General features: G+C 59.7%; 32 protein-coding genes. 12 read left to right on the top strand and 20 right to left on the bottom strand.

Features of this window, described 5'->3' with window-relative positions; translation table 11 throughout:
* Nucleotides 1–43 precede the first annotated feature (43 nt).
* Entirely contained in the window at nucleotides 44–886 is an 843-nt protein-coding gene (locus tag BLV27_RS02320) for a DMT family transporter (protein WP_092641693.1), read from the top strand.
* Here the strand turns inward: BLV27_RS02320 and BLV27_RS02315 are convergent.
* Nucleotides 849–1,484, bottom strand: a complete 636-nt coding sequence (locus BLV27_RS02315; protein ID WP_092642044.1) for a nicotinate-nucleotide adenylyltransferase — start codon at nucleotides 1,482–1,484, stop codon at nucleotides 849–851. The genes BLV27_RS02320 and BLV27_RS02315 overlap by 38 nt on opposite strands.
* Before the next feature lie 329 nt (nucleotides 1,485–1,813).
* Between BLV27_RS02315 and ettA the strand changes: the two genes are divergently transcribed.
* A complete protein-coding gene (gene ettA / locus BLV27_RS02310; RefSeq protein ID WP_092641690.1) occupies nucleotides 1,814–3,469 on the top strand; it encodes an energy-dependent translational throttle protein EttA in 1,656 nt (551 codons plus the stop codon).
* Here the strand turns inward: ettA and BLV27_RS02305 are convergent.
* The 5 genes from BLV27_RS02305 to fliF are packed head-to-tail and all read right to left on the bottom strand — an operon-like array spanning nucleotide 3,459 to nucleotide 7,368.
* Complete coding sequence (locus tag BLV27_RS02305) at nucleotides 3,459–4,091, bottom strand: hypothetical protein (RefSeq protein WP_092641687.1); 633 nt, start codon at nucleotides 4,089–4,091, stop codon at nucleotides 3,459–3,461. The two genes, ettA and BLV27_RS02305, sit on opposite strands and share 11 nt — an antisense overlap.
* A gap of 11 nt (nucleotides 4,092–4,102) precedes the next feature.
* Nucleotides 4,103–4,825 (bottom strand): flagellar type III secretion system pore protein FliP, encoded by a 723-nt coding sequence (gene fliP / locus BLV27_RS02300; RefSeq protein WP_244504500.1) that lies wholly within the window; start codon nucleotides 4,823–4,825, stop codon nucleotides 4,103–4,105.
* A complete protein-coding gene (locus BLV27_RS02295; RefSeq protein WP_092641684.1) occupies nucleotides 4,822–5,097 on the bottom strand; it encodes a FliM/FliN family flagellar motor switch protein in 276 nt (91 codons plus the stop codon). The genes fliP and BLV27_RS02295 overlap by 4 nt, the downstream gene beginning before the upstream one ends.
* Complete coding sequence (locus BLV27_RS02290) at nucleotides 5,090–5,695, bottom strand: hypothetical protein (RefSeq protein WP_092641683.1); 606 nt, start codon at nucleotides 5,693–5,695, stop codon at nucleotides 5,090–5,092. Before BLV27_RS02290 ends, BLV27_RS02295 begins: the two co-directional genes overlap by 8 nt.
* Entirely contained in the window at nucleotides 5,695–7,368 is a 1,674-nt protein-coding gene (gene fliF, locus BLV27_RS02285) for a flagellar basal-body MS-ring/collar protein FliF (protein WP_092641680.1), read from the bottom strand. The genes BLV27_RS02290 and fliF overlap by 1 nt, the downstream gene beginning before the upstream one ends.
* A gap of 122 nt (nucleotides 7,369–7,490) precedes the next feature.
* On the opposite strand from fliF, the gene BLV27_RS02280 reads away from it, so the two are divergent.
* From BLV27_RS02280 to BLV27_RS02240, 9 genes are all read left to right on the top strand, one after another.
* Nucleotides 7,491–7,985 carry a flagellar basal body-associated FliL family protein gene (locus BLV27_RS02280; RefSeq protein ID WP_092641676.1) on the top strand — a complete coding sequence of 165 codons (495 nt, stop codon included), beginning with the start codon at nucleotides 7,491–7,493 and terminating at the stop codon, nucleotides 7,983–7,985.
* Between the two features lies 1 nt (nucleotide 7,986).
* Complete coding sequence (locus BLV27_RS02275; protein WP_092641673.1) at nucleotides 7,987–8,388, top strand: hypothetical protein; 402 nt, start codon at nucleotides 7,987–7,989, stop codon at nucleotides 8,386–8,388.
* Nucleotides 8,385–8,960, top strand: coding sequence for a MotE family protein (locus tag BLV27_RS02270; RefSeq protein ID WP_092641670.1), 576 nt, complete (start codon nucleotides 8,385–8,387; stop codon nucleotides 8,958–8,960). The genes BLV27_RS02275 and BLV27_RS02270 overlap by 4 nt, the downstream gene beginning before the upstream one ends.
* A gap of 3 nt (nucleotides 8,961–8,963) precedes the next feature.
* Nucleotides 8,964–9,827, top strand: coding sequence for a flagellar motor stator protein MotA (motA, locus tag BLV27_RS02265; RefSeq protein WP_092641667.1), 864 nt, complete (start codon nucleotides 8,964–8,966; stop codon nucleotides 9,825–9,827).
* Nucleotides 9,824–11,617, top strand: coding sequence for a hypothetical protein (locus BLV27_RS18970; RefSeq protein WP_139176534.1), 1,794 nt, complete (start codon nucleotides 9,824–9,826; stop codon nucleotides 11,615–11,617). Before motA ends, BLV27_RS18970 begins: the two co-directional genes overlap by 4 nt.
* A gap of 110 nt (nucleotides 11,618–11,727) precedes the next feature.
* Entirely contained in the window at nucleotides 11,728–13,743 is a 2,016-nt protein-coding gene (locus tag BLV27_RS02255; protein WP_244504511.1) for a flagellar biosynthesis protein FlhA, read from the top strand.
* Nucleotides 13,740–14,495 (top strand): flagellar biosynthetic protein FliR, encoded by a 756-nt coding sequence (locus BLV27_RS02250; RefSeq protein WP_092641658.1) that lies wholly within the window; start codon nucleotides 13,740–13,742, stop codon nucleotides 14,493–14,495. Before BLV27_RS02255 ends, BLV27_RS02250 begins: the two co-directional genes overlap by 4 nt.
* Nucleotides 14,492–15,565, top strand: a complete 1,074-nt coding sequence (locus tag BLV27_RS02245) for an EscU/YscU/HrcU family type III secretion system export apparatus switch protein (protein WP_092641655.1) — start codon at nucleotides 14,492–14,494, stop codon at nucleotides 15,563–15,565. The genes BLV27_RS02250 and BLV27_RS02245 overlap by 4 nt, the downstream gene beginning before the upstream one ends.
* On the top strand, nucleotides 15,562–15,888 hold the full coding sequence (locus BLV27_RS02240; protein WP_092641652.1) for a hypothetical protein: 327 nt from the start codon (nucleotides 15,562–15,564) through the stop codon (nucleotides 15,886–15,888). Before BLV27_RS02245 ends, BLV27_RS02240 begins: the two co-directional genes overlap by 4 nt.
* A 16-nt stretch (nucleotides 15,889–15,904) precedes the next feature.
* Here BLV27_RS02240 and BLV27_RS02235 read toward each other — a convergent pair whose 3' ends face one another.
* The 9 genes from BLV27_RS02235 to BLV27_RS02195 are packed head-to-tail and all read right to left on the bottom strand — an operon-like array spanning nucleotide 15,905 to nucleotide 20,335.
* Entirely contained in the window at nucleotides 15,905–16,345 is a 441-nt protein-coding gene (locus BLV27_RS02235) for a hypothetical protein (protein ID WP_139176533.1), read from the bottom strand.
* A 14-nt stretch (nucleotides 16,346–16,359) separates the two neighbouring features.
* On the bottom strand, nucleotides 16,360–17,088 hold the full coding sequence (flgH, locus tag BLV27_RS02230) for a flagellar basal body L-ring protein FlgH (protein WP_092641646.1): 729 nt from the start codon (nucleotides 17,086–17,088) through the stop codon (nucleotides 16,360–16,362).
* Nucleotides 17,089–17,104: 16 nt separating this feature from the next.
* Nucleotides 17,105–17,518, bottom strand: a complete 414-nt coding sequence (gene flgA, locus BLV27_RS02225; protein ID WP_092641643.1) for a flagellar basal body P-ring formation chaperone FlgA — start codon at nucleotides 17,516–17,518, stop codon at nucleotides 17,105–17,107.
* Nucleotides 17,515–18,300: a flagellar basal-body rod protein FlgG gene (gene flgG / locus BLV27_RS02220; RefSeq protein WP_092641640.1), complete on the bottom strand. Its 786-nt coding sequence runs from the start codon at nucleotides 18,298–18,300 to the stop codon at nucleotides 17,515–17,517. The genes flgA and flgG overlap by 4 nt, the downstream gene beginning before the upstream one ends.
* Before the next feature lie 10 nt (nucleotides 18,301–18,310).
* Nucleotides 18,311–19,024: a flagellar hook-basal body complex protein gene (locus tag BLV27_RS02215; RefSeq protein WP_092641637.1), complete on the bottom strand. Its 714-nt coding sequence runs from the start codon at nucleotides 19,022–19,024 to the stop codon at nucleotides 18,311–18,313.
* Nucleotides 19,025–19,026: 2 nt separating this feature from the next.
* A complete protein-coding gene (locus BLV27_RS02210) occupies nucleotides 19,027–19,293 on the bottom strand; it encodes a flagellar biosynthetic protein FliQ (RefSeq protein ID WP_092641634.1) in 267 nt (88 codons plus the stop codon).
* Between the two features lie 4 nt (nucleotides 19,294–19,297).
* Nucleotides 19,298–19,555, bottom strand: a complete 258-nt coding sequence (gene fliE / locus BLV27_RS02205) for a flagellar hook-basal body complex protein FliE (protein WP_092641631.1) — start codon at nucleotides 19,553–19,555, stop codon at nucleotides 19,298–19,300.
* Nucleotides 19,556–19,579: 24 nt separating this feature from the next.
* Complete coding sequence (flgC, locus tag BLV27_RS02200) at nucleotides 19,580–19,972, bottom strand: flagellar basal body rod protein FlgC (RefSeq protein WP_092641628.1); 393 nt, start codon at nucleotides 19,970–19,972, stop codon at nucleotides 19,580–19,582.
* Nucleotides 19,973–19,975: 3 nt separating this feature from the next.
* Nucleotides 19,976–20,335 (bottom strand): flagellar basal body protein, encoded by a 360-nt coding sequence (locus BLV27_RS02195; protein ID WP_244504510.1) that lies wholly within the window; start codon nucleotides 20,333–20,335, stop codon nucleotides 19,976–19,978.
* A gap of 91 nt (nucleotides 20,336–20,426) precedes the next feature.
* Here BLV27_RS02195 and BLV27_RS02190 point away from each other — a divergent pair, with 91 nt between their 5' ends.
* A complete protein-coding gene (locus BLV27_RS02190; protein WP_092641622.1) occupies nucleotides 20,427–21,836 on the top strand; it encodes a FliI/YscN family ATPase in 1,410 nt (469 codons plus the stop codon).
* On the opposite strand, the gene BLV27_RS02185 is transcribed toward BLV27_RS02190, so the two are convergent.
* From BLV27_RS02185 to BLV27_RS02165, 5 genes are all read right to left on the bottom strand, one after another.
* On the bottom strand, nucleotides 21,776–22,561 hold the full coding sequence (locus BLV27_RS02185; RefSeq protein ID WP_170831324.1) for a DUF1217 domain-containing protein: 786 nt from the start codon (nucleotides 22,559–22,561) through the stop codon (nucleotides 21,776–21,778). The genes BLV27_RS02190 and BLV27_RS02185 overlap by 61 nt on opposite strands.
* Nucleotides 22,558–22,950, bottom strand: a complete 393-nt coding sequence (locus tag BLV27_RS02180; protein ID WP_170831323.1) for a flagellar biosynthesis repressor FlbT — start codon at nucleotides 22,948–22,950, stop codon at nucleotides 22,558–22,560. Before BLV27_RS02180 ends, BLV27_RS02185 begins: the two co-directional genes overlap by 4 nt.
* Before the next feature lie 13 nt (nucleotides 22,951–22,963).
* Nucleotides 22,964–23,335, bottom strand: a complete 372-nt coding sequence (gene flaF, locus BLV27_RS20165; protein WP_092641613.1) for a flagellar biosynthesis regulator FlaF — start codon at nucleotides 23,333–23,335, stop codon at nucleotides 22,964–22,966.
* A gap of 113 nt (nucleotides 23,336–23,448) precedes the next feature.
* Nucleotides 23,449–24,744 (bottom strand): flagellin, encoded by a 1,296-nt coding sequence (locus BLV27_RS02170; protein WP_092641610.1) that lies wholly within the window; start codon nucleotides 24,742–24,744, stop codon nucleotides 23,449–23,451.
* Nucleotides 24,745–24,955: 211 nt separating this feature from the next.
* The gene (locus BLV27_RS02165) at nucleotides 24,956–25,417 is read right to left on the bottom strand and encodes an Lrp/AsnC ligand binding domain-containing protein (RefSeq protein ID WP_092641607.1); all 462 of its coding nucleotides are present in this window, start codon (nucleotides 25,415–25,417) and stop codon (nucleotides 24,956–24,958) included.
* Nucleotides 25,418–25,512 lie beyond the last annotated feature (95 nt).

The following is a 25,512-nucleotide window of genomic DNA, read 5'->3' as shown; positions in this document are numbered from 1 at the left end:
ATCACATCTGGGCAGGCGCAACAACCGGTGATACCGGTGCGAAATGACACGTGAACTGCTGGGATCGGTGGCGCTGATGTTCGTCGCCATGTCGCTGATTCCGCTTGGGGATACGGCGGGAAAATTGCTCGCCGTGGAGCATGGGGTCTCGTCCATTTTCGTCGCGTTCAGCCGGTTCGCCGTCGGCGCGGCGATGATCGCACTGATCCTGGGGGGGCGGGTGCACTGGTACCTGTACCGCGACTGGCGCGTCTGGCTGCGCGCCGGGCTGATCGCGGCGGGCATCGCCAGCATCCAGACGGCGCTCAAGACCGAGGATATCGCGACCGTCTTCGGGGCGTTCTTCATCGGCCCGATTTTCAGCTACGTCCTGTCGATCCTGTTTCTGGGCGAACGGGTGACGCCATTGCAGACCCTGCTTCTGGTACTCGGGTTCTGTGGCGTCATGCTGGTGGTGCGGCCCGGGTTCGGCATGACACCCGGCCTGGGGTTCGCGATGCTGGCGGGGTTGTTCTACGGCGCGTTCCTCACCGCCTCGCGCTGGTTGTCGAACATCGCTCCACCGCGACAACTCATGCTGTCCCAGACAGTATTGGGCACGGTTCTGCTGGCCCCCTTTGGCCTGATAGAGGTGCCGGAACTCACCTTGCCCGTCAGCGGGCTCGTCCTGTGGTCGGGGGTGGCGTCTGCCTCGGGCAATCTGCTGCTGGTCTTGGCTTATCGCCGTACGGGCGCGACGGTCCTGGCCCCGTTCGTGTATTTCCAGCTGATCTCGGCCACGGTTCTGGGTTGGACGGTGTTCGGCACGCTTCCCGACAAACTGGCGCTTGCTGGGCTGGCCCTTCTGGTCAGTGCAGGTCTCGCCACGATCTTCGTTCGGCGCTAGCCCCCCAATCACCATTCTGTCGGATCGCGGTCGAGGACGCTGCGTGCATCGGCACGTTCAGGAAAGTCCATGCCGGTGCTTTGCGCAGACCGAGCCCCCGTGCATCGGCGACAGACACGCGGGCCGTACGAAAAACCGTGGCCGCCACCGAGGTGCGCGCCGCGATCCGATCTCCGGGCCGCGCCAGGACGGCGATCGGCACCGATGTCATGATCCCACGCCAATCCTGCCAACGGTGGAATTGCGCCAGGTTGTCCGCCCCCATCAGCCAGACGAAGTGCACCCTAGGATAACGTTTTCGCAGCGCGGCGATCGTGCGTGAGGTGTAGCGCGTTCCGAGGCGCGCCTCGATATCGGTGACGTCAACGCGGGGATGGTTCATGACGCCCTGCGCCTGCGCCATCCGCTGTGACAGCGGTGCGGGGCCGCGGGCCTTCAGCGGGTTGCCGGGGCTGACCAGCCACCAGACCCGGTCAAGGCCCAGCCGTTTCAATGCCTCGCGGGTAATGTGCACGTGGCCCGCATGAGCCGGGTCAAACGACCCGCCTAGCAGTCCAATGACCTGCCCCGGCCGCGCGATGGGAAGCCCGTGTTTCATGCAAGCATGAACACCGGCACGACCATGACGTGCAAGGCGATTGCGGATCAGGCAGCGGCATGGTCCTGAACAACGTTCGCCGGTGCCGCCATCCCAAACGCCGCTCTCGGCGGGGTGCGGCATTGCCATGACACGGCCGGCGCAGTTCGCGAAAAGACCGCTTCGCCCGCCGAACGAGCGCCGATTTCCAAGGGGGGACAACCGGCTTCGGCAAGATGACGAAAACGATGGGTCGCCCTGACCGCCCTGTGATTTCCGGGTCGGGCGTTGCCCCCGCGCCGGTCGCGTTATACATGGCGGCCATACCCGAATTCCGGAGGCTATCGAGCATGGCAAGCTATCAGTACGTCTATCACATGGACGGCGTGTCCAAGACCTATCCCGGCGGCAAGAAGGTGTTTGAAAACATTCGCTTGTCGTTCCTGCCCGGCGTCAAGATCGGCGTTGTCGGCGTGAATGGCACCGGCAAGTCATCGCTGATGCGGATCATGGCCGGTCAGGACAAGGATTTTCAGGGCGAAGCCTGGGCCGCCGAGGGGGCCAAGATCGGCTACCTGTCCCAGGAACCGGAGTTGGACGACAGCAAGACCGTCCGCGAAAACGTGATGGAAGGCGTCGCCGACCAACAGGCCATCCTGGACCGCTACAACGAGTTGGCGATGAACTACTCGGACGAGACCGCCGAGGAAATGGGCAAGCTGCAGGACGAGATCGACAGCAAGAACCTGTGGGATCTGGACAGCCGCGTCGACATCGCGCTGGAGGCGCTACGCTGCCCGCCGGACGACTCCAACCCCGCCACCCTGTCGGGCGGCGAACGTCGTCGGGTAGCGCTGTGCAAGCTGCTGCTGGACGAGCCGGACATGTTGCTGCTGGACGAGCCGACCAACCACCTCGACGCCGAGACGATCGCCTGGCTTCAGCGGCACCTGATCAACTACAAGGGCACCTGCCTGATCGTGACCCACGACCGCTATTTCCTCGACGATATCACGTCCTGGATCCTGGAACTGGAGCGCGGCAAGGGCATTCCCTGGGAAGGTAACTACTCCAGCTGGGTCGAGCAGAAGGCCAAACGGCTGGAGCAAGAGTCCAAGGAAGACAAGTCCCGCCAGAAGACGCTGGCCCGCGAGTTGGAGTGGATGCGCGCCGGTGCCAAGGCCCGCCAGACCAAGTCCAAGGCCCGGATCAACGCCTACCACGAGATGGCGGATCGATCGGAAAAGGACCGCGTCGGCAAGGCCCAGATCATCATCCCGAACGGACCGCGTCTCGGCAACAAGGTGATTGAGGCCAACGGCCTGACCAAGGCCTATGGCGACAAGCTTCTGTTCGAAAACCTGACGTTCTCGTTGCCTCCGGGCGGTATCGTCGGCGTAATCGGTGCCAACGGTGCGGGCAAATCGACCCTGTTCCGCATGCTGACCGGGCAGGAACAGCCCGACTCAGGCTCGGTGGAATTCGGTGATACGGTCAAGCTGTCCTATGTCGACCAATCGCGTGACGATCTGAACCCTGATGATAACGTCTGGCAGGCGATTTCGGGTGGTGCCGAGCTGATCAAGCTGGGCGACGCGGAAATCGCGTCCCGCGCATACTGCGGAGCGTTCAACTTCAAGGGCTCGGACCAACAGAAGAAAGTCGGAATCCTCTCGGGTGGGGAGCGGAACCGCGTGCACATGGCGCGTCTGCTAAAGGACGGAGGAAACGTCCTGCTTCTCGACGAGCCGACCAACGACCTGGACGTGGAAACCCTGCGCGCGCTGGAAGACGCGATCGAGGATTTCGCCGGCTGCGCCGTTGTGATCTCGCACGACCGGTTCTTCCTGGATCGTCTTTGCACACACATCCTGGCGTTCGAGGGCAACAGCCACGTCGAATGGTTCGAGGGTAACTTTAAGGCCTACGAAGACGATAAGGCCCGCCGCCTCGGCCCTGACTCGCTGGAGCCGAAGCGCGTCCTGCACAAGAAGTTTACCCGCTGATGGGGGGCGCGCGTTCCTCGGAGGGGGATTGCCCCTCAGGAGCGCGCGGTTGGCTTTGTTCCAATTGACGCAGCGCTCTGTGGACAGCACGGACCTGTCCGCCCGGCAGGCTGCGGAGCGCGGACGCCTGATCCATCGACGGCTTGCCAAGTAGCGTCATTGCGATGACCGCCGGATGCTCACGGGCGAGCGTGACCGGGTCGATAGTCGTGGCAATGACTTTGCGAACATCACCCTGTGTGAAGATCGCAGGCGTCAGTGAGGGTGCCGGCTTCATCGTCGGGGCGGACCGATGGGGCGTCGGCGCGGTCAGGGTCAGGCGGGACGGTTGACCCTCCGGTACCGGCCGCGTCGATGGCGCGGCAACAGTCAGCTTCGGCGGTGCCTTCGTGAACAGACGGCGACGCTGTGCTGGGGCGACGGATGGCTTGGGCCTCTCTGCCTCGACCGTCCGGATGAGGTCGTTCGCCCAGTCGCGCAGCCGTTCTGCGGGCACGTCAGCCGAGCCGTCATGCCCCTTTTCCAGCATGGCAATAAGGGCGCGGGCCTTCTGCGCGTTCGTTACAGGCTGCGTTTCATCCGCGATGAGCGGGTCGGGGTCTGCAAAGGGGATGGCTGGCATCTGGACCTCTCTTAAAGATAGCTTCGCACGAGGGCACCGGACACGAGCGTCCATCCGTCCACGACAACGAAGAAAGCGAGTTTGAATGGCAATGAAACGATTGCTGGAGGGACCATCATCATGCCCATCGACATCAATATGGCCGCCGCCACCATGTCGATAATCAGGAACGGCATGAACACCAAGAACCCAATCTGAAACGCTCGCGTCACCTCCGACAGCAGGAACGATGGAATAAGGACAGATAGCGCGCCTTCTTCCGCGGAAGGACGCAGGTCCTGAAGGTGGGCCAGGGTATCCGCGTCAACACGGGCAGACATGAAGGCGCGAAACGGCTCGACCGCCGCCGGAATGGCATCGACCGCCTCCATTTCGCCTCGTGTGAGGGGGCCGATCCCAACTTCCCAAGCGGCCATGACCACCGGCTCCATGACGAAATACGTCAGAAACATCGCTAGACTGACGATGAGCATGTTCGGCGGCGAAGCTTGTAGTCCGATCGCCTGCCGCATGATCGACAGCACGGTCACAATGAACGGAAAGCAGGTGACGGTCACAGCGATGCCAGGTGCCAGGCTGAGAACCGTGAGCAATGCAATCAGCTGTACCGTGCGCAAGGTAACCGACCCGTCGCCCAGGTCGAAGTTCAGATCCTGGGCCACCGCGATGCCCGGCCAGACAAGCAGGACAAGAACGAGCGCCGGCACCACGACACGCGAGGATTGGTGATTCACGCAGCACCATCCGTCTCGGTCACCTCGGTTAGGCGAACGGCCAACCGACCAGAGCCGTCACCGCCGATTTCCTGTAGTTCGCCGCGCCCGATCAGCCGGTCGCCAGCATAAAGTTCGACCGGGTCGGCAACACCGCGATCCAGTGTCAGAACGGTGTCGCGCTTCATATTCAGAAGTTCCGACACAGTCGGGTGGGCACGGCCGACTGATATCGTAATTTCGACAGGCACACGCGACAGCGCGGATTTCGCCTCGGGGGTGGGATCAGCCATTCTGGGCCTCCTTGATGTCGGTGGCGTTCTGGCCCCGATCGAGTGTTTCGAAAAAGGTGTCGATCGCGCTGTCCAACTCCGACAACACACCGTCTAGGTCGATCCGCCGTTCCTGGCCTGTCCACGTGATAAGCGCCTGCGACATCGCAAGAGCCGATTCGCCGCTTACGATGGCCTGCGTCGGTCCGATGCCAGCCCGGCCCAGCAGACGCGTCATGGGCGTCACATCTTCCGGAGACACATTGACCGTCAGTTGCTCGTTAGCGGCATTCAGCACGTCAGTAATCTCCTCCATGAGGCATCCCAGAAACGTTCGTTCCACGGCATGAGGCAAGACCTTGTCGAACACGTCACGAAGCGCGGGTTCAAGGTCGGCGATCAGGGCCTGCCCGGCCTCACGTTCATCACGGTCAATCTCGGCCAGTCGAATGGCAAGCTGTGCCCCGATTCGAGACTGTTCCGCATCTACCTGAGCCATCGCGTCGTCCCAGCCCGCATTAAAGCCATCGTCATAGCGATCCACGGCAACTGCCGTGGGGCTTGACCTGGCAGGCGGTGACGCCTCAGGGTCTCCGAAATCCTCAAAAAGCGGGGCCATTACGGCTGCTCCGATGTCGCTTCGTCCATCCATCCACGCAGGACTTCGACAGTCTCCTCTCGACGGTCAGAAATCAGCTTGCGGAGCCGATCAACGGGGTCCTGAGGCTCATCCTCTACGTCATCCAAGGCGTTGAAGACTGAAAGGTTTCCAAGATCGGACAGATCCGGCAAGCTATGACTCTGACCCGCAGAAGGGGCAGGTAGCCCATCAGATGTCACTGCCCCCGGCGAAGGCAGCTCCTGCGGGGCAGTCAGCGCATTCACTTCGCCACTGGGTGGCGCGCGGTTCAGGTCGTCATTTCCCGGAGATGGCAGCTGTGGCGTCATTACGCTGTTGAGAACAGGACGGACGACAAATGCCAAAAGACCCAAAACTATAGCCGCCAGCATCCCCGCCGTCACCATTTGGGTAACTTGGCCTCCGGTTACAAAAGGCAGCGACAAGCCCGGTGCGGGACCGGGGCCGTTGGGTATCTCAAATTGCATGCTTCTGACCGTGACGTCGTCACCCCGCTCCTCGCGGTAGCCGACAGCGGCCTGAACAAGTTCGCGAATCGTTTCAAGTTCGGCAGCATCGCGGGGGACCCACTCTGTCGTGCCGTCCTCTGCGGTGGTCCGCTGGCCGTCGACCATGACGGCGACGGTCACCCGCTCGATCGCTCCGGGACCCCGTTCAATCTGACGCTCGGTGGCCGAGAAATCGTAGTTCACCCGCTCCCGCGTTTCGGCATTGTTGCTTTCCGTACCGTCTCCGCCAAAGGCGGCATCGCCCTCCGGGAGGTTGCTGGCGACCGTTACCCCGGCCCCGGACCCGCCCCTGTCCGATGCGCTTCGCTCTTCGGTGTCGGTGCTGAGAACCACACGACTGTCGGGGTCGAGCACACGCTCCGTGATGCGCTCCATATCCTTTCGGGTTTCAACCGCGAGTTCGACCACGAACCGGTCTGCCCCGACGCGTGCCGCCAGCAGGTTCTCCACGGCTGCACGCATCTCGGCAACGCGAGTCACGCGCGCTTCCTCCTTGGTGTCTTGGGCTCCTCCTCCCACCACGCGCCCGCTATTTGCGTCGATCACGGTGACGTCCTCGGGGACCAAGTTGCGAACGGCACCGGCGATAAGGGATTGCACCGCTCGGGCGAGTGATGATCCCACGGCTCCCGATGTCATCTGTACGGTGACTGACGCCGTGGCCGACCGGTCGCGCGCGAAGGGCGACGACTCGGCGGTCGCCAGATGCACCCTGGCAAGCTTGACCCCAGGCGAGGCGAGTATCGTGCGCGTCAACTCCCCCTCTCGGGCTCGCCAATAGGCAGCATCGAACATTTGCGACGTCGTGCCAAACCCGCTCAGACCGTCCAGAACTTCGTACCCTGCACCATCCATACGGGGCAGGCCCTCGCCCGCCAGTTGCATACGCAGGGCATCGCGCGTCGCGCCATCGACATAGATCGAGTCACCCCGGATGTCGTAGGCCACGCCGCGCGCATCCAAGCTGGACACGACCTCGGAGGCAGTTGCCGATTCGAGCCGCGCGAACAAGAGCTCCATCCGCGGGGCTGTCGCCATACGCGTCAGGAAAAAGACGGCGAGAAAGGCGAGAAGCGTAGCGCCAGCAAGAATGGCAAGTCGACGCTTGTCCTGTCCTTGCCAAGCCGTTGTCAGGTTCTCCATACGCGATCCTCCTGGATGCCAGATACCCGTTCTGGGTACAGGGCCCAGGATTCCTCAATTGCATTAACATTCAGTTAGCTCAGGTCAGTTAGGACTGTTCTCGACAACATGAGGATTATCCGATGGCCGATACTGACGAATCCGCCTCCGCAAACGACACGACACCCAAGAAGGGTCTTGGGATACTGGGCTGGAGCTTCACGACCCTCTCTGCGCTCTTTTTGGCAACGGCCGGTTTCTACGCCTCTTACTCCGGTGTGCTGGGTGAATCCGGTCGAATCATGAATGCCGCCAACGGCTCTCACTCAAATCCAGAGAAGGTTCCAATATTTCTGGAACTGGATCCGATGATGATTTCGGTCGGCGATGCGGGGTCGATCCGTCAAATGCGCTTCCGGGCATTTCTCCAGCTAGAGGAAGGGCACCGCGATGTGGCTGCCCTGCAACCGCGTATCCTGGACATTTTCTCCACGTATCTCCGAGCAGTCTCGGTACAGAAGCTGGAAGACCCTACGGCACTCCTCGACCTGCGGGCGCAACTTCTGCGGCGGGTGCAACTCTTAGCCGGGAGGGACTCGGTCCGCGACCTTCTCATCATCGACTTTGTGATTACCTGACATGCAAACACTTGGCTTTATATCCGATGTCCTATTGCTGGCTGCGACCTGCGGCATGGCCCTCTGGTGCCGCACGCTGGCGAGGCGCCTGCGGGCATTCAACGATTTGGATGCGGGCCACGGCGGATCGATCGCAACACTGACGCTTCAGGTCGATGATCTGAAGGAATCAATCACCGCAGCAACGGAACAGACAGACGACCGAAGTGCGTTGCTGAAGGCCGCCAACGCGCAAGCCGATGATAGAATCGGTCGAATGGAGATGCTTCTGGCCAGCTTGGAGGACCTGGAAGACGAAGCTGCAGACAGGGTGCTGGACAATCCAATCCCCGAGCGCGCCGATGTCCTTCCGAGTTTCAAGGCGTCGCGTCAAGTCGATGCCAGCCCGGGGGCATATCGATGATTCAGTGGACACGAGGCATGAGGCGATTGACCGTCACGGTAGTCGTGACACTGCTAATCCTGTCCGGCCTCACCCGGATCGTTTCGGCCAGCCTGTCAGTTCGTCCGGACATTGAACCGACGCTGGCATCCGCTCCGACCGCCCGGATATCCCAGACCGAGAGCAACGAAGTTGCGGCGCTGCTTCGTGATATCAAGCGACAGGCAACATTGCTGAACGAACGGGAAATGGCCGTTGCGCTGCGCGAGCAGGACATACTCATCGCAAGGCAGGAAATCGAAGCCGCTCTTGATGATCTGGTGGAGGCGGAAAACAGACTGGTCGCAAGAATGGAATTCTCCAGTACAGCATCTAATACAGATATCGACCAATTAGTTCGCGTGTACGAAGGTATGAAGCCAAAAGAGGCGGCTATTTTATTCGAAGCTATGGCACCTGAATTCGCCGCTGGATTTCTCGCGCGTATGAATGCTGATTCGGCCTCAGCACTCTTTTCGAATCTCAGCCCCGGGAAGGCCTACGCCTTCAGCGTGATCATCGCCGGGCGAAATGCAAACGCAGCGACGGAGTAGATCATGGTTAGTATCGCTGGACTCGCCTGTATTTTTATCATGATTTTCGGAGGCTACCTTATGGCTGGCGGAAAAATGGGAATTATCCTTAAGTCGCTTCCGTTCGAAATGATGATGATTGGCGGAGCCGCTTCAGGGATATTTCTCGTCAGCAACAGCATGTCCGAGGTAAAGCGGACGATCAAAGACATCAAGAAAGTTTTCAATGGGGCTCACTGGAAGCCAGACGACTACCGAGATCTGCTCTGCCTGCTATTCGAATTGATCCGTCTTGGCCGGCAGAATGCCGTTGCCCTGGAAGAGCATATCGAGAATCCAATGGACTCGGCGATTTTCACTAGTTACTCAAAAATCTTGCTTGACAGGGAAGCGGTTGCGATGATCTGCGATACATTGCGCGCAGTATCTATGAATTACGACGACCCCAATCAGGTGCAAGATGTTCTCGGGAACCGCCTTGACGAAAACCTTCACCATTCCATGCATTCAAGCCGCGCACTGCAATCCATGGCCGACGCCCTTCCGGCCCTCGGGATTGTTGCAGCTGTTCTGGGTGTTATCAAGACAATGGCCTCTATAGATCAGCCGCCCGAAATCCTAGGAAAACTGATCGGCGGTGCATTGGTTGGAACATTTCTAGGGGTATTTCTCTCGTATGGCATAGTCGGTCCTTTTGCTATGCGCCTCAAGGCTGTTTGCGAACAGGATTCAAATTTCTATGGACTGATCCAGGACGTGCTCGTGGCGAACCTTCAAAATCATCCGACAAATATTTGTATTGAAGTGGGGCGCCAGTCAACACCGTCAGACATCCGGCCCAGTTACTCTGACCTTGAAAAGGCTCTGAAAATACGGAAAGCTGCATGATTTGGCACTCCAAAACGCTATTCGCTTTGATTTTGGTCGCGCTTCTTTCTGATGGTGCCATCGCGCAGCAAGTAGAAGTGCAATCTGGCGAACACCCGAATTTCAGCAGATTAGTATTTCCAGATAGCCCCGATCGCACTTGGGCAGTTTTGGAATTGAATGGTGTGACGCACATCAAATTTTCAAGAGACATGCCCAGTTTGGATTTAAGCCAAGTTTTTAAATTGATCCCACGCGACCGCCTACGTAGCGCTACCTTTGAGAATGGTACGCTCTCTTTGGTTCTTGGATGCGCCTGTCCGGTAAACATAACACAAATTCCGAGCAATCATATCGTAATAGATATTAATGATCCATTGTCGGAATTTTCATCGAATAGTAATGCACATGCAACGGAATTGCCGTTCAAATTTCTGCCGCTGCGCATGCCGTCCTTCGAACTTCAAGCACCTTTACTTGCGTCTCTTGTCGAATCGAGAGGAAACCAAAGCTCTCTAATCGATGGAGAAATAGAAAGTTCTTCAGTGGCGCAGATCACTTCGAACCAAATTCTTAAGCATCCAACGGGCCATGTTCCATTGGTTCTTGATGAGATGCTTTCAGAAAGGGCAATTCATCAGGCATCGAATTGCGAAGTCGATGCGCTGGCGCGAATGGTCCTGACTTCCGATTTGGGGGAAGCGCTCGATGATCTGACCGCAGCGCACGCTTCATTACTCACGGGCCAGGACGAGCTAGACGAAAACGCAGTGCACGATCTGGCATTGGTCTATCTACGTCTCGGTTGGGGGGCAGAAGCCAAACGTTCAATCGAAAGTTCCGCCAACGATCAGGAGGTGATACGTATTGTCGCGGCGGCTTTGGATGGCAGCTCGTTACCGGAGTATTCAAGTATTGACCCGGGTTGCGGGCCCGGTGCCGCTGTCGTAGCCCTCCTCATCGGGGTCGAAGCCGACGTTTGGGCGCGCGCAAACGAAGCGGAACTTGCGCGCTTTCTCGACGGGATTCCAGAGGGGCGCCGCCGCGAATTTGGAAACCGGCTGAGTTCGTCTCTCACTCTGCTGAACCAAGCAGATTTACTCATCGGAATCACTCCCACCGCGAATACCCCCATGTCCGAACCAAAATTGTCCGAGGCTGCGGCGGGAACTAGTGCCGCCGCCGTACTCGCCGCCATTGACCTCCTTGAATCCGCTAACATTTCCAGCCAACCGTTGGATGAATTGCATCTGGAAAACGCTAGGGCAATCCGACCATCAGTTCCGAATGGACCAATGCTTGATGCACTCGATCTCGTGTTGGCAGAGTCGCTGGTCATTGCGCGCCAGCCTGCCATGGCTATAGAAATGGTTACTGACAATCAGGTTTCAGCCCAAACCCTTCTCGATCTGCTATCAGCCCATCTGTCACCTGAGGACGCAGCCGATTTTATGGTCCGTCTCGAGCCCCTGCTGTCGCCAGATGACCCCAATCGCTTGCGCGGCCGAGATTTCTTCCTTGAGCTGGGCCTTCCAGATACCGCCAGACGCTTTGCGGATGCACCGAGTGGGCACCTTCCGTTTCAAGTTCCCACACGTCTGACCGACGTCGATCCTTGGCTTACTAGGGACCTGAGCGCATTGGCAGACGCTCCGCCTGAAAGCTGGTCCGCACGCAACGAGATTGCCGATGTCATTCTGAAACGGAACCAATCCATTACTCTGGATACTGACTTGGCGATCGCAGATCAGGTTCTCCGCCAAAGCCGAGAAATCGGGGCGCTTGCAAGGCACCTTATCCAGGGACCGTAACGGGCGGTTAACCAAAGGCGCATACACCCATAGCCTAAGCCGCATCCGTCAATGGACTCCGCCCCATGAAAGCCGTCTTCCAACCGACAGTAATGATGGCCTTGGCCTTGATGGCCGTTATCTTGATGATGATTCTTCCCATGCCATCCTGGGTACTGGACGTCGGATTGTCTGCCAGTTTCGCCATCGCGATCCTAATCTTCACAACCACTCTCTTCATCGAACGTCCCTTGGACTTCTCGGCCTTTCCAACAATCCTTCTGGCGTCCCTTATGCTGCGCCTGTCGCTGAATGTCTCATCAACGAAATTGATAATTGGTGAAGGGCACACCGGCACAGACGCTGCGGGGGCGGTGATTGAGGGATTCGCGTCCTTCGTCATGAGCGGCAGCGTCGCCCTCGGTCTGGTGGTCTTCGGCGTTCTATTGATAGTGAATTTCATGGTGATCACCAAAGGTGCGACCCGCATGGCAGAAGTCGGGGCACGCTTTGCGCTCGACGGCATGCCAGGCAAGCAACTGGCGATTGACAGCGACATGTCCGCTGGGGCGATCGACCACACCGAGGCAAAACGTCGGCGCGAAACGGAACTTGCCGAAACGACGTTCTTCGGGTCACTCGACGGGGCATCGAAGTTCGTCAAGGGAGACGCGGTCGCAGGCTTGCTAATCACAATACTGAACCTGGTGGTGGGTCTTACTGCAGGTATGGTCGCGCACGGGATGCCCATCAGCGAAGCGATCGAAACCTACGCAATCCTTACAGTTGGCGACGGCCTGGTATCCCAAATTCCGGCGGTGATAATTTCCATCGCGTCGGGCCTCCTGCTGGCGCGCGGTGGAGGCGAAGGCGCGATCGACAAGGACATTCTTGCCCAGACAGGTCGCCACCCTGCGGCCTTGGCGACGGTCGCCTTCATCATGATGATCTTCGCCTTGGTCCCCGGTCTGCCGTTTCTGCCATTTACCGGAGGCGCGATCATTCTCGCCGGGTCCGCACTCATGCGGTGGCGCAGCATGGCCGCAACGCAAGAAGCATCAGAACCGGAAGAGCCCCTGCAGCCGACCGAACGAGGGATCGGTGATGTACTGGCGCTTGATGAGATTCGCGTGGACTTTGCGCTTGATCTTGTCGACTTGGCCCTAGATCCGGGGAACGGATTAGAAAGCCGGATAGTCGGCTTGCGAAACCACATTGCTGAATCCTTCGGGATCATTCTCCCGGAAATTCGCCTGACCGACGACCAGGGACTTCCCGCCGGAACATACGTGATTCGAATCCATGGCGTCGAAGCCGCACGCGATCGGCTGGAACGGGACCATGTTCTTATGCTTACCGGGTTTGGTACGCCAGAGCAGGTCCCTGGTCGCAATGTCAAAGAGCCGGTTTACGGCGCACCGGCGCGCTGGATCCCAGCCGCAGCAGCTGACGACCTGATCGGTGAAACCATCGTCACCCCTGGTGAGGTTCTGGCCACGCATCTGCTGGAAATTATCAAAGCAAACTTTCCCAGGTTGCTGGGCCTCAAGGGGCTGCAACAGCTCCTCGAGGCTTTCACCAAGGTTTCTTCCCCCGAAAAGTCCGTGGCGAACCGCCGACTGCTCGAAGAACTGGTGCCCAGCAAAATATCGATGGAACTCCTGCTCCGCGTACTTCGTCTTTTGCTGGCGGAAAGGGTTTCCGTGCGCAACCTTCCCGTAATCCTGGAGGCCATCGCCGAGAGGCGAGAAGCCGGGCTTTCCCCGGAAGACCTGTCCGAGCATGTGCGTCATCGGCTCGCGATGCAAATTACGACGGGACTGCGACGCCCTGACGGCAGCTTGCCGTTGATCCAGCTTTCGCCGGAATGGGAAGCCGCATTTCAGCAGCATCAGCTGGACGGTAGCAACGGCCGGGCTGAAATCGCACTCCCCCCGGACATGTTCCAAAAACTTGCTCTCGGTCTCGCTGAGAGTATCGGAAAAGCCGCAGAACAGGGAAACCACCCTGCAATCGTTACGTCTGCCCGGCGACGCCGGTTCGTACATGAAATCATGGCGGCGCGCGGCCTTCCCAATCCTGTGATTGCATACGAAGAGATTGGTTCCACGAACACGCCCGCAATCCTCGGATCAGTCGCAGCATGATCCAGAGCCTGCTCGACCTGCACGGTACGATCGCGCCCGCCCTGTCTCAGCTTTTCATTGTGGTGCTACGTGTCGGCGGCCTGATGCTGCTCCTGCCCGGCCTGTCGGACAGGATGATCCCGTCGCGGATCCGACTGGTCACGACATTTGCCCTGTCGGTCGCTGTGGCACCGTCGATTGCGGTCCCTCTGACAATCGGTGGCGAGTTGATCATCATCGAGACATCGATCGGCCTCGCGCTCGGTGCAGTGCTCCGGTTTCTTGTCTCCGCGCTGACGATGGCGGGCATGATGGCCGCGCAACTGACTTCACTGGCGCAGCTATTCGGCAGTACGGAGCCATCGTCGGCCATGGGGAACCTGCTGAATTTGGCCGGTCTTGCCTTGCTCATGGCTTCCGGCCTGCCATTGATGATCGTAGATCTTCTAATTCGGAGCTATGATGTCCTGCCTCTCGGCCTGCCTCCGCCTGGCCGCGACATGGTGGAATGGGGCGTCTCGCGCGCGGCAGAAGCCTTTGCGTTGGCCTTCGCCCTGGCCGCACCGTTCGCCCTTGCCGCGCTTATCTATAACGCGGCGATGGGCGTCATCAATCGGGCGATGCCGCAACTGATGGTGGCCTTGGTCGGAGCGCCCGCGATCACATGGGCGAGCGCGGTGCTCCTTCTCCTTGCCGCTCCATTAATCCTGTCAGTCTGGAAGACCGCGATGATCGCCGCACTTGCGGACCCGCTCGGGGGTGGGCTGCCATGAGTGCTGACGACGGCGCAGAACGCAATCACGAGGCAACCCCGCAAAAATTGTCGGAGGCGCGAAAGAAGGGAGAACTGGTCAAATCTCAGGACCTCGCGACCTGGGCGAGCTACCTTGGGATCCTGCTATGCCTGATGCTCCTTGCGCCCGGCTTGGGACAGCGGTTCGTTGATTTGGGCGGCACGCTTTTGCAGGATGCCGACAATCTTAGTCGTCCACTCCGGACCGGCGGTGCGGGGCAAGCCGCGCGGATATTGGGAGAGGGATTCCTGGCGGTCGCCATCCTCGTCGCACCGGCTGCTGCACTGGTGATCGTTGTGCTTCTGGTGCAGCAGGCTTTCGTCTTTGCCCCCGGCAAGCTGGCCCCCAAGCTATCGCGCATTTCCCTGATCGCGAACGGAGCGAATAAATTCGGGCCGAATGGCCTTTTTGAATTCGCAAAATCGGCGGCCAAGATGACTTTGTTCATTGGGCTCATGGTCTTCTTTCTTGTGCGCAACGCCGATGACTTCGTAGCCGCAGCCGCCGGCGCGCCGCGCGCCATTCCGGCCTTGATACCTTCTCTACTGGCGAAATTCGTAGGGATCGTTGTCATATTGTCCGGCGCGATCGCGGCAGTCGATTATTTCTGGCAGCGGCACAGCCATCTGAAGAAGCAGCGCATGACACGTCAGGAAGTCCTCGATGAGACGAAGCAATCCGAGGGGGACCCTCACCTCAAGAGCCGTCGCCGTCAGCGGGCGCAGGATATTGCGCTGAACCAGATGTTGGCCGACGTGCCCGATGCCACTGTCGTTGTCGTAAATCCGACCCATTACGCCGTTGCGCTTAGATGGTCCCCGCTAGACCCTTCACCGCCGATTTGCGTTGCCAAGGGCGTCGACCACACTGCCGCGCGGATCCGGGAAATAGCAAAGCAGGCCGGTGTGCCGATCTACAGCGATCCACCGACCGCCCGTGCCCTGCACGCCGTCGTCGAGATTGGCGACCCGATCGACCGCGCTCATTTCGCGGCCGTGGCCGTCGCGGTTCGCTTCGCCCGAGAGCTGACCGAAAGGAGTGTGCGATGAATCGCGATGCGCAGTTGGATCTGTTGCGTCAACTGTCGAGGTTGCGGGCGGATCGCGCCGCCGCGCGCCTCGCCCGCATTCAAGGGCTGCTCAACACGCTCGAAGACAAGGCAACAGCGCTCCGTGAGGAGCCCGATACACCCTTCACGAGCGTCGCGGAGTCCGTCGTGCGAGATCGCTGGAACCGTTGGCGCGCAGTCAATCTAATGCAGATCAATACCCAGGTTGCACGGCTGAACATTGCCGCCCAGCCCCAACGCGAAGCACAGGCCCGCGATATCGCGCGCGCCGCTGTCCTGACAAAGCTTCGGACCAAGCGATAATGGCAATCAGCCGATCTCAGCCCGCCTGACGAGCCATCGACACAATCAAGACCTTAGCTGTCGGATCGTCCAACCGGGTCTGAAGTACCAAATCCAACCGTTCGCGCAATCGCGCCATTGAGGCCGCATTCGTAAAGTCGCCGTCGAAGCCGCCAAGGCTGCCGTGCTGGAACAATGCTTCTGTCATTCCGTCCCTCAACAGCGGTTCACGGCTTATGATCACATCCCCCTCCGTGCGGTCCGACGAGACACCGAGGAACAGGACGACATGGCTCCAGACCTGACCATCCCGGAGAACCGGAACGATAAATCCGTCGCGGAAGGATGCGACGGATTCAAGATTTTCAGGAACGCTCGCCAGCACGCCGGCCCCATCGTTCCGCTGCGGTACGGGCTGCAGAAAGAAACCAGCCGCAGTGCCGCCACCTGCGATCAAAACGATCAGCACGGCTGCCATGACCTTCCCCATTATCAAAACGGAAGCAGGATGTCGGCCACCTGCTGTCCATATCGGGGTTGTTGCACGTCCGTGATCTGACCACGTCCGCCATAGGAAATACGTGCCGCCGCGATCTTGTCGTAGGTGATTTCGTTCTGGCGGGAGATATCTTCGGGACGCACATACCCCGAGACCAGCATCTCGCGCAGCTCAAAATTGACGCGCACCTCTTGCCGCCCTTCGATCCGCAGCACACCGTTCGGCTGAACGTCCACGACCGTTGCGGCCACACGCAGCGTCAAGCGCTCCTCCCGGCGAACACGGCCCGATCCGCTCGACGCGCTCGAAGATGAGGCCGATACCGCGTTCGCCAAGCTCGCCCCTTCAGGCAGATTTTCATCAACGCGTTGCGGCAATCCGAACAACTGTGGGATCTGGAGATCTTCGGCCCCGCTTCGCGACCGATTTGTCGCATTATCGATTTCGGCTCGCTCATCAATTTCGACGACGACCGTCATGATATCGCCGCGTTGGCCTGCACGCTGGTCCCCCAGCAACGATTGTCTGCCCCCAGTCCATAGAGACGCAGCGCGTAACGGATCAAGTTGCCCCAGGATATCGACGGGTTGAGGCGCGGCCATCGCTAAATGTTCGGCACTTTGCGCAACGGGGGTCAACTGGGGAGCTTGACCGATATCGGCAATTCGTGCGCAGCCCGCCGTGGCGACGGCCAGAACGACGAAGATGAAAAAGGGCTTCATGCGTAGGTCCTCAGAATCATTGGATGACAACTTGGCCGGTTTCAGTGGCAACCCCGATGACGGTGTTTCGGGAAGACAGGTTCATAACGCGCACGGTCTCGCCGGCACCCGCCCGTCCAAGGGCGCGCCCCTCCAGCGTGATTGACAACCCTCGACGCTTGAATATGAGCGGCACGATTTCGTTGCGCTCTACGACAGTGGGCAGGCCAACGTCGCGCGTCAGGATGGGACGCCCCGGATACAGGTTCACGCGTGCTTCCAAGCCTATCACGTCGCGGGGATCGCTAAATCCATCGGTCGCATCGGCATCGTGGAACGCCAGGTCTTCGCCCGAAAGCGTCGTGCCGGCGCGCACCGCGTGAAGTGCCATGACGGATTGCGCGGCAGCCGGACCGGCCGACACCAGAAGAAAGAGAATGAGCCGGATCATCGGATCTGTGTCGTGGCCGACATCATTTGGTCGGCTGCGGTGATGACTTTGGCATTCATCTCATAGCCACGCTGCGCCTCGATCAAATCGGTGATCTCGCGCACCGCGTCGACGGTACTGTCTTCAAGGTATCCCTGCCGGAAGAAACCCAAGCCATCTTCGCCGGGGAAACCGGCCAGCGGCGCGCCCGAAGCACCGGTTTCCGAGTAGAGATTCGATCCCAGTGCCTCTAGTCCTTTTTCGTTGCTAAACCCGACGAGCGTTAGCTGGCCCAGAAACTCCGGTTCGACACGGTCGATGAAATCAGCATAGATCTCTCCTTCGGGGTTGATGGAAATTGACTTACTGTCGGCGGGGATCGTGATGTCAGGAACCACGGGATGCCCATCCGATGTCACCAACTGCCCCTCGCCAGTGCGTTTCAGCGCACCGTCGCGGGTATAGGCCGTATTGCCCGATGGCAGCGTTACTTCGATATATCCGCGACCCTCGATGGCTACGTCCAGATCGCCGCCGGTCTCGCCCAACGCCCCCGACTTCACCTCCATGCTGACGGCCGTCGCGCGTACGCCCAGACCCAATTGCACACCGGCCGGGACAACCGCTCCGGTGGCGGAATTGATTGATCCCGCACGCGTCACCTGCTGGTAGTGCAGGTCGGCAAATTCGGCACGTCGGGCGTTGTATGCGGTGGTGTTCATGTTCGCCAGGTTGTTGGAAATGACCTCGACCCGTGTCTGCTGCGCGGCCATTCCGGTCGCGGCGATACTCAGTGCACGCATGGGTGCCTCCTTATTGATCCATCAATCGCAGCATCGACTGCATCCGTTCGTGTTCTCGATCCATGAAGCCCTGACCCATCTGGTAGGCGTTCTGAACGGAAACCATTCGCGCGATCTCCAGCACGGGGTTCACGTTCGATGACTCTAGAAAGCCTTGGAGAACCTTTGGATTCTCAACCGGCAGAGCGTCTTCGGCAGCAAACAGCGTACCAGCACGGCGTGACATGGCTCCAGGGTCCGCCGGCGCCAGAATAGCAACGCGCCCTATAGGTCGCCCGTCCGCTGACACTGTCCCGTCGCTGGCGATATGCACGGCGCGCGAGTCCGGCGGTACGAATATCGGCGCGCCCCCATCATCCATAACGGGATATCCCTCGGCAGTCTGCACGCCACCGTCCGGTCCAGCCAGAAAGGCCCCCGCCCGTGTCAAATGTAGCGAGCCGTCGACGTCGACCTGGAAGTAGCCCTCACCTTCGATCGCCATGTCGAACGTCCCACCAGTCTGCTGCAACCCGCCTTGCTCGAACCTCGTCTGGTGCCCCTGCGCATGGGCAAACGACACCGACGCTGCCCCGCCCTCTCCCTTGATTACGAACTCCGAGAAGATAAGGCCCTCGGCGCGGTAGCCCGTGGTGTTCGCATTCGCGATATTCTGCGCGATGACGTCCATTTCGCGCAGCAGGCCGGCCTGACGCCCGAGCGTCGGATAGATTCCATCCGCCATAGTCAGAACCCCTGTATTATCGGGACGAGCGTATCGGTGAAATATCGCCCCAAGGTCAGTGTCATGAATCCCATGGACAGCCAGAAAACCCCCAGGATCGCGGCCATTTTCGGGACGAAGGTCAGTGTCATCTCCTGGATGGAGGTCAGCGCCTGCAACAGACCGATGGCCAAGCCCACGACCAAGGCTACACCAAGGATCGGAGTGGATATCATTACCGCGATCCAAAGACCTTGGCGCAGCGTGTCGTAGAAGAGCAGTTCAGACATGCGCTCAGACCGGCATCCGCAAGATTTCCTGGTATGCCTCGACCACCCGGTCGCGAACGGTGACGATGGCGTCTACGGCGAGCTTGCTCTCGGCCAGTGCCGTGACCAGCGAGTGCGGGTCCGTCCCGGTCGTGACTGCGGCAGTCGATTGCATCTCACCCTGCTCAAGCAGATCGGTGAAGCCGGCGATCGCCTCTCGGGCCGCGTTGGGCTTCTGGACCGGCGTTCTGCCAAGTCCCACAAGGATAGGGTTAAGGTCCATTCTGGCCTCCTGTTGGTTTCAAAATCAGCGTTTCAGAATATCCATCAACTGCGACGACATGCGGCGCACCTGTTCAAACATCTTGAGGTTCGCCTCGTAGCTGCGCTGCGCCTCGCGGGCGTCGGCCAGTTCGGTTACAAGCTGCACGTTGGAACCATCGTGGTATCCCTGCGTGTCCGCCATCGGGTGTTCGGGGTCGTGGATGCGGGGCAACTCTCCGGTCGAGAGCCGGACGCGTCCGACCTGAATCGTCCCCGTCCGCTGCCCCTCATCAATTTCTTCGCGGAACTCGATGATCTTGCGGCGGTAACCGGGCGTATCAACGTTTGCGATGTTCTCAGCGATATGACGAAGACGCTGGCCTTGGCCACGCATCCCCGACGACAAGACCGTCAACGCGTTGGAAAACTCCGTCATGAATTATCTCCGGCCCAGCGCGGTGCGCAGGATATCGAGATTGTTTCGATAAACAGTAATGGCTTGGTTGTGGGCGCGCGCCGCTTCGATCCCGCGCAGAACCTGATCTTCCAGATCGACGGTATTGCCGTTCGGATCGACCGCAGCATTGCGCAGTTTGAATACCTCCGACTGCCGTGAGGTACCGGCCAGATGGCGCTCATCGGCGCGCCTGAGCTGGAAGCCATCGTCGACAACAAAGGGATTCATGTCGCGGGCGTGAAACCCAGGTGTATCGGCATTTGCGACGTTGGTGGCGATCACGCCCTGTCGGTTCGCGGCATGGGCCGCAGCCCCGGCAGCAAGGCGTAGAATGGCTGGCATCTCGTTCACGGGGGATTCTCCTTCGTCCGTGCAACGAAGCCTTAAGGGTGATTCCTTTAGAAACCGTTTCAACCAGTCGAGGAGAAGCCCGATGCGGCGCACCGAAACATTCGCCCCCTTTGCCAATTTTCGGGCTCAAGTCGCCCTGTCGGAGCGTGGCTTTCCACTTGGCCGCATCGCGGAACTTTCGCCTGCAGGCTTTCGTGTTACAGGCCTGTCTGACCATGCTCTTCTGGGGGATGAGCTGATCTACGACGATGCCGCTGGCCTGGTGCAACGAGCGGAAGTTTCCCATCTTGAACAGGGCAGTCTCTGGGCGACGCCCTTCGCCAGCGCCGAGGGGTTGCGCATGGGGCTGCCGGTCCGGCCCGCGGGGTCGCCCCGAATCAACCCCCACGATGGATGGATCGGTCGGATCATCGACCCGTTTGGACGTCCCTTGGATGACCGCCCGATTGCAGCCGGCCAGCCCATGCCCCTGCGCGCGCAGCCACCTGCCGCCGCCCGACGCCGCGGCATGGGGCCCCGCCTGCGAACCGGATTTGCCGTGCTCGATACGATGCTCCCGATTGTGCGGGGACAGCGGATAGGGCTGTTCGCCGGCTCGGGCGTGGGTAAGTCGACCCTGATCGGCACTCTTGCCCGCGAAATGGAGGCGGATGTCTGCGTTCTGGCATTGGTTGGCGAACGCGGCCGCGAAGTTTCGGACTTTGTGCGCCGCATACTGGGACCCGAAGGCATGGCCCGGACGGTCGTTGTCGCAGCCACGTCCGATCAGCCAGCCAATACGCGCCGCCGCTGTGCCGTGACGGCGTTGACGGTTGCCGAACATTTTCGCGATCAGGGCAAACATGTCCTATTTCTGTGCGACAGCATCACGCGCCTGGCCGAGGCACATCGGGAAGTCGCGACCGCGGCTGGCGAAGACGCCAACCTGCGCGGGCATCCCCCCAGCCTTGCCCCCCTCCTCGCGTCATTGGCCGAACGGGCAGGCCCCGGAGAGGGGGAACAGGGCGATATCACCGGCGTCTTCTCCGTATTGGTTGCCGGCTCCGACATGGAGGAGCCGCTGGCCGACATTATGCGTGGGCAGCTGGATGGCCACGTCGTCTTGTCGCGCGAAATCGCAGAGGCCGGACGATTTCCGGCGGTCGACGTCCTGCGGTCCGTTTCCCGCAGCCTGCCCGACGCGGCGACACGGAATGAAAATACTCTGATCACCGAAGCCCGCAAAATACTATCGGCTCATGATCGAAACGAATTGATGGTGACATCGGGGCTGTATGAGCGCGGGTCCAACTCCGAAATAGATCAGAGCTTGATCCTGGTGCCGCGATTGAACGAGGTCTTTACGGCCCAAGGTCTGCCGCGTGCGACGGATGGGTTCAGGATGCTCGCCGGTATCCTGGGGCGCAGCTACACCGCGCCGACCCCAGCGGTTCAGAAGCCGCGCAGCAAAACCAGCGCAGGCGACGAAACCGAGCTACTCCCGCCCGATTGATCAAGCGCAGTGTATCGGTCAAGTACGCGACTCAAAGTGTCACTCCGCGCAAGTTCGGTTAGGTCGTTTGTCCCGAAGATGGCTTCGGCCCTCTCCTGAAAGACCTCTAACTGCCTGTCGATCGGCAGCGTACCGATAGCTGTCGGCATATTGAGCGCGGTCTGCATAACCTTGCGAAGCGGAGGTGTTCCCATAAGCGTAAACCATTTGGTCCGGTTTGAGGAATCGCCCGAAGCCAGTGCGGGAAGTTCCCGCTGCGCCGTCAAAGCGAGGCGCATCATCTCGCTCGTCCGGCCCATATCGATTTCGAAACGTTGGTCCTTGTACCGCTTTGCAATCCGGTCTGGAAAGTCCGACAGAGCGGTGTTGGCGACCCCGAAATCCCCGAACCCGAAGGCCCGCGAAAGGTCGCGGTAGCGTTTGTCGGACAAGCGGTTGGCAAGGGAATCCGGATCGATAGTTCCTTCTTCAAGGACGCGCTTTATCAGGAACTTCGAGTTGATATCGTCACTCAGCCCGAAGGCCCCTAGGGCAACCGACAGCAGCCGGTAATCTCCGACAAGCTGCTCGGCGGTCTTAATCGACCCGATGTTTTCTTCGAAGTAGTTCAGATCACGTTGCAGCACTGGCCCAGCTGCATGTGCTGCGCGTTGCGTCTCGGCGGTGTTCTGAAGGAACCGCCACCCCGCCAGACCGCCAATCGGAACAAAGGGCTGGAACGTCACCGAATTTGAACCGACAGGAGCTCGGCCTCCTTGCGCCGCAGCCGCCCCAGGGTTCGAAGCGCTTGGTAAAACTGTGTTTCCTGCAAGTGTGCGCTCACTTGATCGATGCAGGCACGATCTTCGCTGTCGACGAAAGCGTTGCGAAGAACCGCCAGATTGGCCAGTGTTTCAGACAAGGCAACATCTGGGCTGAGTTCACCGACCAACATCATCTGAACCGTATGGGCCAAACGCCCTACAGGTGTTGTTGTTGCCTCTGGGTTGATCGCATCGCGTAAGCGTAGAAGCTGGGTGTCCGGAGTCAAAAGACGGAGCCGCGCACCCCGGCCTACGTTTTCGATGACCGCGCCATTGACAACGATCCGGTCACCCGACGGAAATTTCAGCATAAGCCCCGCCATATCAGACAGCCTCCGAAGAAAGGCCGGCCGCAATCCGACGGTTGATTTCGAACAGAGCATTCGGCTCCGAGGTGCCAGCAAGGACTGCGCTCGTGGTCCGGTCGACAAAGCCGGCCAAACTGATCAGATTTGCACGCATTGCATCTGGCATAGCGTTGTCATCATCGCTGCAGGCGATCGCAACCGCGTGCCACAAGCGGCGATTGTCGTGCAGCGCTGTCACGCGCGTGGTTGCGGCGACTGCAGTATCACCGAAGGCATGTTCCAGGCGCCTTGTAACTTTCGTAAAGACCAGAGCCTCGGCGCGGCCTGGTGATAACATCGATGCGTCAAGCGCGGCGTAGCCGGCGACGGCCTGTTGTGGATGGCCCATTTTGGTTCTGTCTCACTATTGGCGAGTTTCGCGTCTTTGGCGAAGGATCGGCGCTTTGCGCCCTGGCTCGAAAGAGGCCCTGCCCCGGAATATTCCGGAGCAGAACACTCACTTTACCGGAACAGCGAGAGAATCGACTGCGGTGCCTGGTTGGCAATCGACAGCGACTGAGTCGCCAGCTGCTGCTGAACCTGAAGAGCCTGCAGTCGGGCCGACGCTTCTTCCATGTTGGCATCCACCAGCGAGCCGATCCCCGACTTGAGCGAGTCAGACAGCTTGGAGATGAAAGCCGACTGCGTCTCGATCCGGCTCTGGGACGAACCGAACGACGCCGACGTGTCGACGGCCTTCTGAATCAAGCTTTCAACTTGATTGAGTGCCCCATTGGCCCCTTCCTCGGTGGAGACATCGATGTCAGCCAGCGCTTCAAGGCCACCACCGATTGTCGTGTCCGCAGCGGCGTAGGAGTTGACGTTGATGCTGAATGCGTCAGCTGCCACGCCAGTGAAACCCGTGACTGTGACAGCACCACCATCAAACGTGGCACCGATCGTCGAGTCCGCAAGGTCGTTGTCGGCGACATACGCGTTAAAGGCGTCCGTTAGACCCTTCGCGACATCAGCCGCCGTATCTCCGTCCCGCGCGACATACATGATATCACTCAGACCACCGGTATTGAAATCTGCTGGCACGTCGCCAGCAGCCGCTGTGATCTGGATGTTATAGCCCTGACCGGCAGAAACCTCATCACCGATAGTGAAGGTCGCTTCAGTGGGGGCAGCGGGGTCAACAACACCAGCCACGGCCAGAGCAGCCGCGTCGCCGTCACCGGCGATATTGTTGTCCGCCGTTGCTACGACTGCGGCACCGGCGTCGATCCCCGAAGCTTCGATTCCAAGGTCTTGCTTGGCCACCGCGATGGAACCGGACGTCACGCCCGCGCCGGAGCGATCCAGCGAAGACAGAACGTTGACCGAGCCGGAACCGGCATCAGTATCCTTGTTTGACAGAAGGTTCAGGCCGTTGAACTGGGCCGCGCCCACAACGGAACTGATCTGATCCCGCAGTGCGGAAATGTCTGTCTGGATCTTTTCGCGGTCGACGTTTTCACCCTGCGAGCCGACGATCTTGCCTTTGATCTGCGTCAGCAGATCCGTGACCGTTTCGGAGGCGTTCCGTGCCACGGCAACCGTCGATTCCCCAAGGGAAAGGCTTTCCTGAATGGATTTGAACCCTTGGACGTCCGACTCCATCTGCTTGGAGATGGCCCAAACGGCGGCGTTATCCTTGGAGTTGGCAACCGCCTTACCGGTCGAGATCTGGGACTGGGTCATACCGAGGTTCTTGTTGATGGATTGCAGCGTCTGCAGCGCGACCATCGCGCCATTGTTTGTCAGAATGCTGGACATGTGTATTCCTCACGTGAATGCTCCCGCTTCGCGGGTTAAGGACGTCCGCCTGCGCGGACTGATCGACATTCTGCCTTGAGGGCCGACACCATGTCGGGCACCTCCTGATCGCCATTCTCGGCCCACTTGATCTACGGCGGAGGCCTTAAGCGCCGCTTAATAGAAAGCGGTGTCATCAAGGCAATTTCCACTGCATTTGAAGCGATTCGCACTATCCGACCGTCAGGGCACCCCCTTCAATCACGGCTTCCATCACAGCGTAGGTTCGCGTCTCGCGGACGCCGGGCAAGTCGACCAACCTGTCCGACAGGAACGCGCGATAGGCCGCCATATCGCGGTGGCGGGTCTTGAGGAGGTAGTCGAACCCTCCGGCTACCATGTGACACTCTTCGACACCTTCCAAGTCGCGGACGACATGCGCAAAAGCGTCGAATACGTCGGAAGATGTGCGGTCCAGACGCACTTCTACAAAGGCCGTCAGGCCCCGCCCCATGGCCACCGGGGAAAGCGTGGCGCGGAATCCGGTGATCACCCCGTCCCGCTGCATCCGTCGCATCCGTTCAGCGGTCGCATTCGGCGACAGCCCCACCCTTTCGGCGAGCGCGGTGACAGGGATTCGCCCGTCCTTCTGCAAGATGGAAAGAATCGTGTGATCGTGTTTATCAAGTTGCATCGCTTTTCTCGGTTATTCTTCGTTTGAGGGAATATATCTGCGTCATCCATCAATTGATCCTAGCATTTTTGGTGAGATTCCCATTCGAATAAGAC

The sequence above is a fragment of the Jannaschia faecimaris genome (assembly GCF_900107415.1).
Taxonomy (GTDB): Bacteria; Pseudomonadota; Alphaproteobacteria; order Rhodobacterales; family Rhodobacteraceae; genus Jannaschia; species Jannaschia faecimaris.
This window is presented reverse-complemented; position numbering and strand designations above follow the sequence as displayed.

Coding starts and splice junctions, on each gene's coding strand:
- BLV27_RS02315 (WP_092642044.1), bottom strand. CDS start 1,484: ATGAAACACGGGCTTCCCATCGCGCGGCCGGGGCAGGTCATTGGACTG.
- ettA (WP_092641690.1), top strand. CDS start 1,814: ATGGCAAGCTATCAGTACGTCTATCACATGGACGGCGTGTCCAAGACC.
- fliF (WP_092641680.1), bottom strand. CDS start 7,368: ATGGAGAACCTGACAACGGCTTGGCAAGGACAGGACAAGCGTCGACTT.
- BLV27_RS02275 (WP_092641673.1), top strand. CDS start 7,987: ATGCAAACACTTGGCTTTATATCCGATGTCCTATTGCTGGCTGCGACC.
- BLV27_RS02190 (WP_092641622.1), top strand. CDS start 20,427: ATGCGGCGCACCGAAACATTCGCCCCCTTTGCCAATTTTCGGGCTCAA.
- BLV27_RS02245 (WP_092641655.1), top strand. CDS start 14,492: ATGAGTGCTGACGACGGCGCAGAACGCAATCACGAGGCAACCCCGCAA.
- flaF (WP_092641613.1), bottom strand. CDS start 23,335: ATGGGCCATCCACAACAGGCCGTCGCCGGCTACGCCGCGCTTGACGCA.
- BLV27_RS02295 (WP_092641684.1), bottom strand. CDS start 5,097: ATGGCTGATCCCACCCCCGAGGCGAAATCCGCGCTGTCGCGTGTGCCT.
- BLV27_RS02320 (WP_092641693.1), top strand. CDS start 44: ATGACACGTGAACTGCTGGGATCGGTGGCGCTGATGTTCGTCGCCATG.
- motA (WP_092641667.1), top strand. CDS start 8,964: ATGGTTAGTATCGCTGGACTCGCCTGTATTTTTATCATGATTTTCGGA.
- flgH (WP_092641646.1), bottom strand. CDS start 17,088: ATGAAGCCCTTTTTCATCTTCGTCGTTCTGGCCGTCGCCACGGCGGGC.
- BLV27_RS02215 (WP_092641637.1), bottom strand. CDS start 19,024: ATGGCGGATGGAATCTATCCGACGCTCGGGCGTCAGGCCGGCCTGCTG.
- BLV27_RS02180 (WP_170831323.1), bottom strand. CDS start 22,950: ATGCTGAAATTTCCGTCGGGTGACCGGATCGTTGTCAATGGCGCGGTC.
- BLV27_RS02240 (WP_092641652.1), top strand. CDS start 15,562: ATGAATCGCGATGCGCAGTTGGATCTGTTGCGTCAACTGTCGAGGTTG.
- flgA (WP_092641643.1), bottom strand. CDS start 17,518: ATGATCCGGCTCATTCTCTTTCTTCTGGTGTCGGCCGGTCCGGCTGCC.
- BLV27_RS02235 (WP_139176533.1), bottom strand. CDS start 16,345: ATGGCAGCCGTGCTGATCGTTTTGATCGCAGGTGGCGGCACTGCGGCT.
- BLV27_RS02280 (WP_092641676.1), top strand. CDS start 7,491: ATGGCCGATACTGACGAATCCGCCTCCGCAAACGACACGACACCCAAG.
- BLV27_RS02305 (WP_092641687.1), bottom strand. CDS start 4,091: ATGCCAGCCATCCCCTTTGCAGACCCCGACCCGCTCATCGCGGATGAA.
- fliE (WP_092641631.1), bottom strand. CDS start 19,555: ATGGACCTTAACCCTATCCTTGTGGGACTTGGCAGAACGCCGGTCCAG.
- BLV27_RS02165 (WP_092641607.1), bottom strand. CDS start 25,417: ATGCAACTTGATAAACACGATCACACGATTCTTTCCATCTTGCAGAAG.
- BLV27_RS02210 (WP_092641634.1), bottom strand. CDS start 19,293: ATGTCTGAACTGCTCTTCTACGACACGCTGCGCCAAGGTCTTTGGATC.
- flgC (WP_092641628.1), bottom strand. CDS start 19,972: ATGACGGAGTTTTCCAACGCGTTGACGGTCTTGTCGTCGGGGATGCGT.
- BLV27_RS18970 (WP_139176534.1), top strand. CDS start 9,824: ATGATTTGGCACTCCAAAACGCTATTCGCTTTGATTTTGGTCGCGCTT.
- BLV27_RS02270 (WP_092641670.1), top strand. CDS start 8,385: ATGATTCAGTGGACACGAGGCATGAGGCGATTGACCGTCACGGTAGTC.
- BLV27_RS02170 (WP_092641610.1), bottom strand. CDS start 24,744: ATGTCCAGCATTCTGACAAACAATGGCGCGATGGTCGCGCTGCAGACG.
- BLV27_RS02195 (WP_244504510.1), bottom strand. CDS start 20,335: ATGCCAGCCATTCTACGCCTTGCTGCCGGGGCTGCGGCCCATGCCGCG.
- BLV27_RS02290 (WP_092641683.1), bottom strand. CDS start 5,695: ATGGCCCCGCTTTTTGAGGATTTCGGAGACCCTGAGGCGTCACCGCCT.
- flgG (WP_092641640.1), bottom strand. CDS start 18,300: ATGCGTGCACTGAGTATCGCCGCGACCGGAATGGCCGCGCAGCAGACA.
- BLV27_RS02255 (WP_244504511.1), top strand. CDS start 11,728: ATGGCCGTTATCTTGATGATGATTCTTCCCATGCCATCCTGGGTACTG.
- BLV27_RS02250 (WP_092641658.1), top strand. CDS start 13,740: ATGATCCAGAGCCTGCTCGACCTGCACGGTACGATCGCGCCCGCCCTG.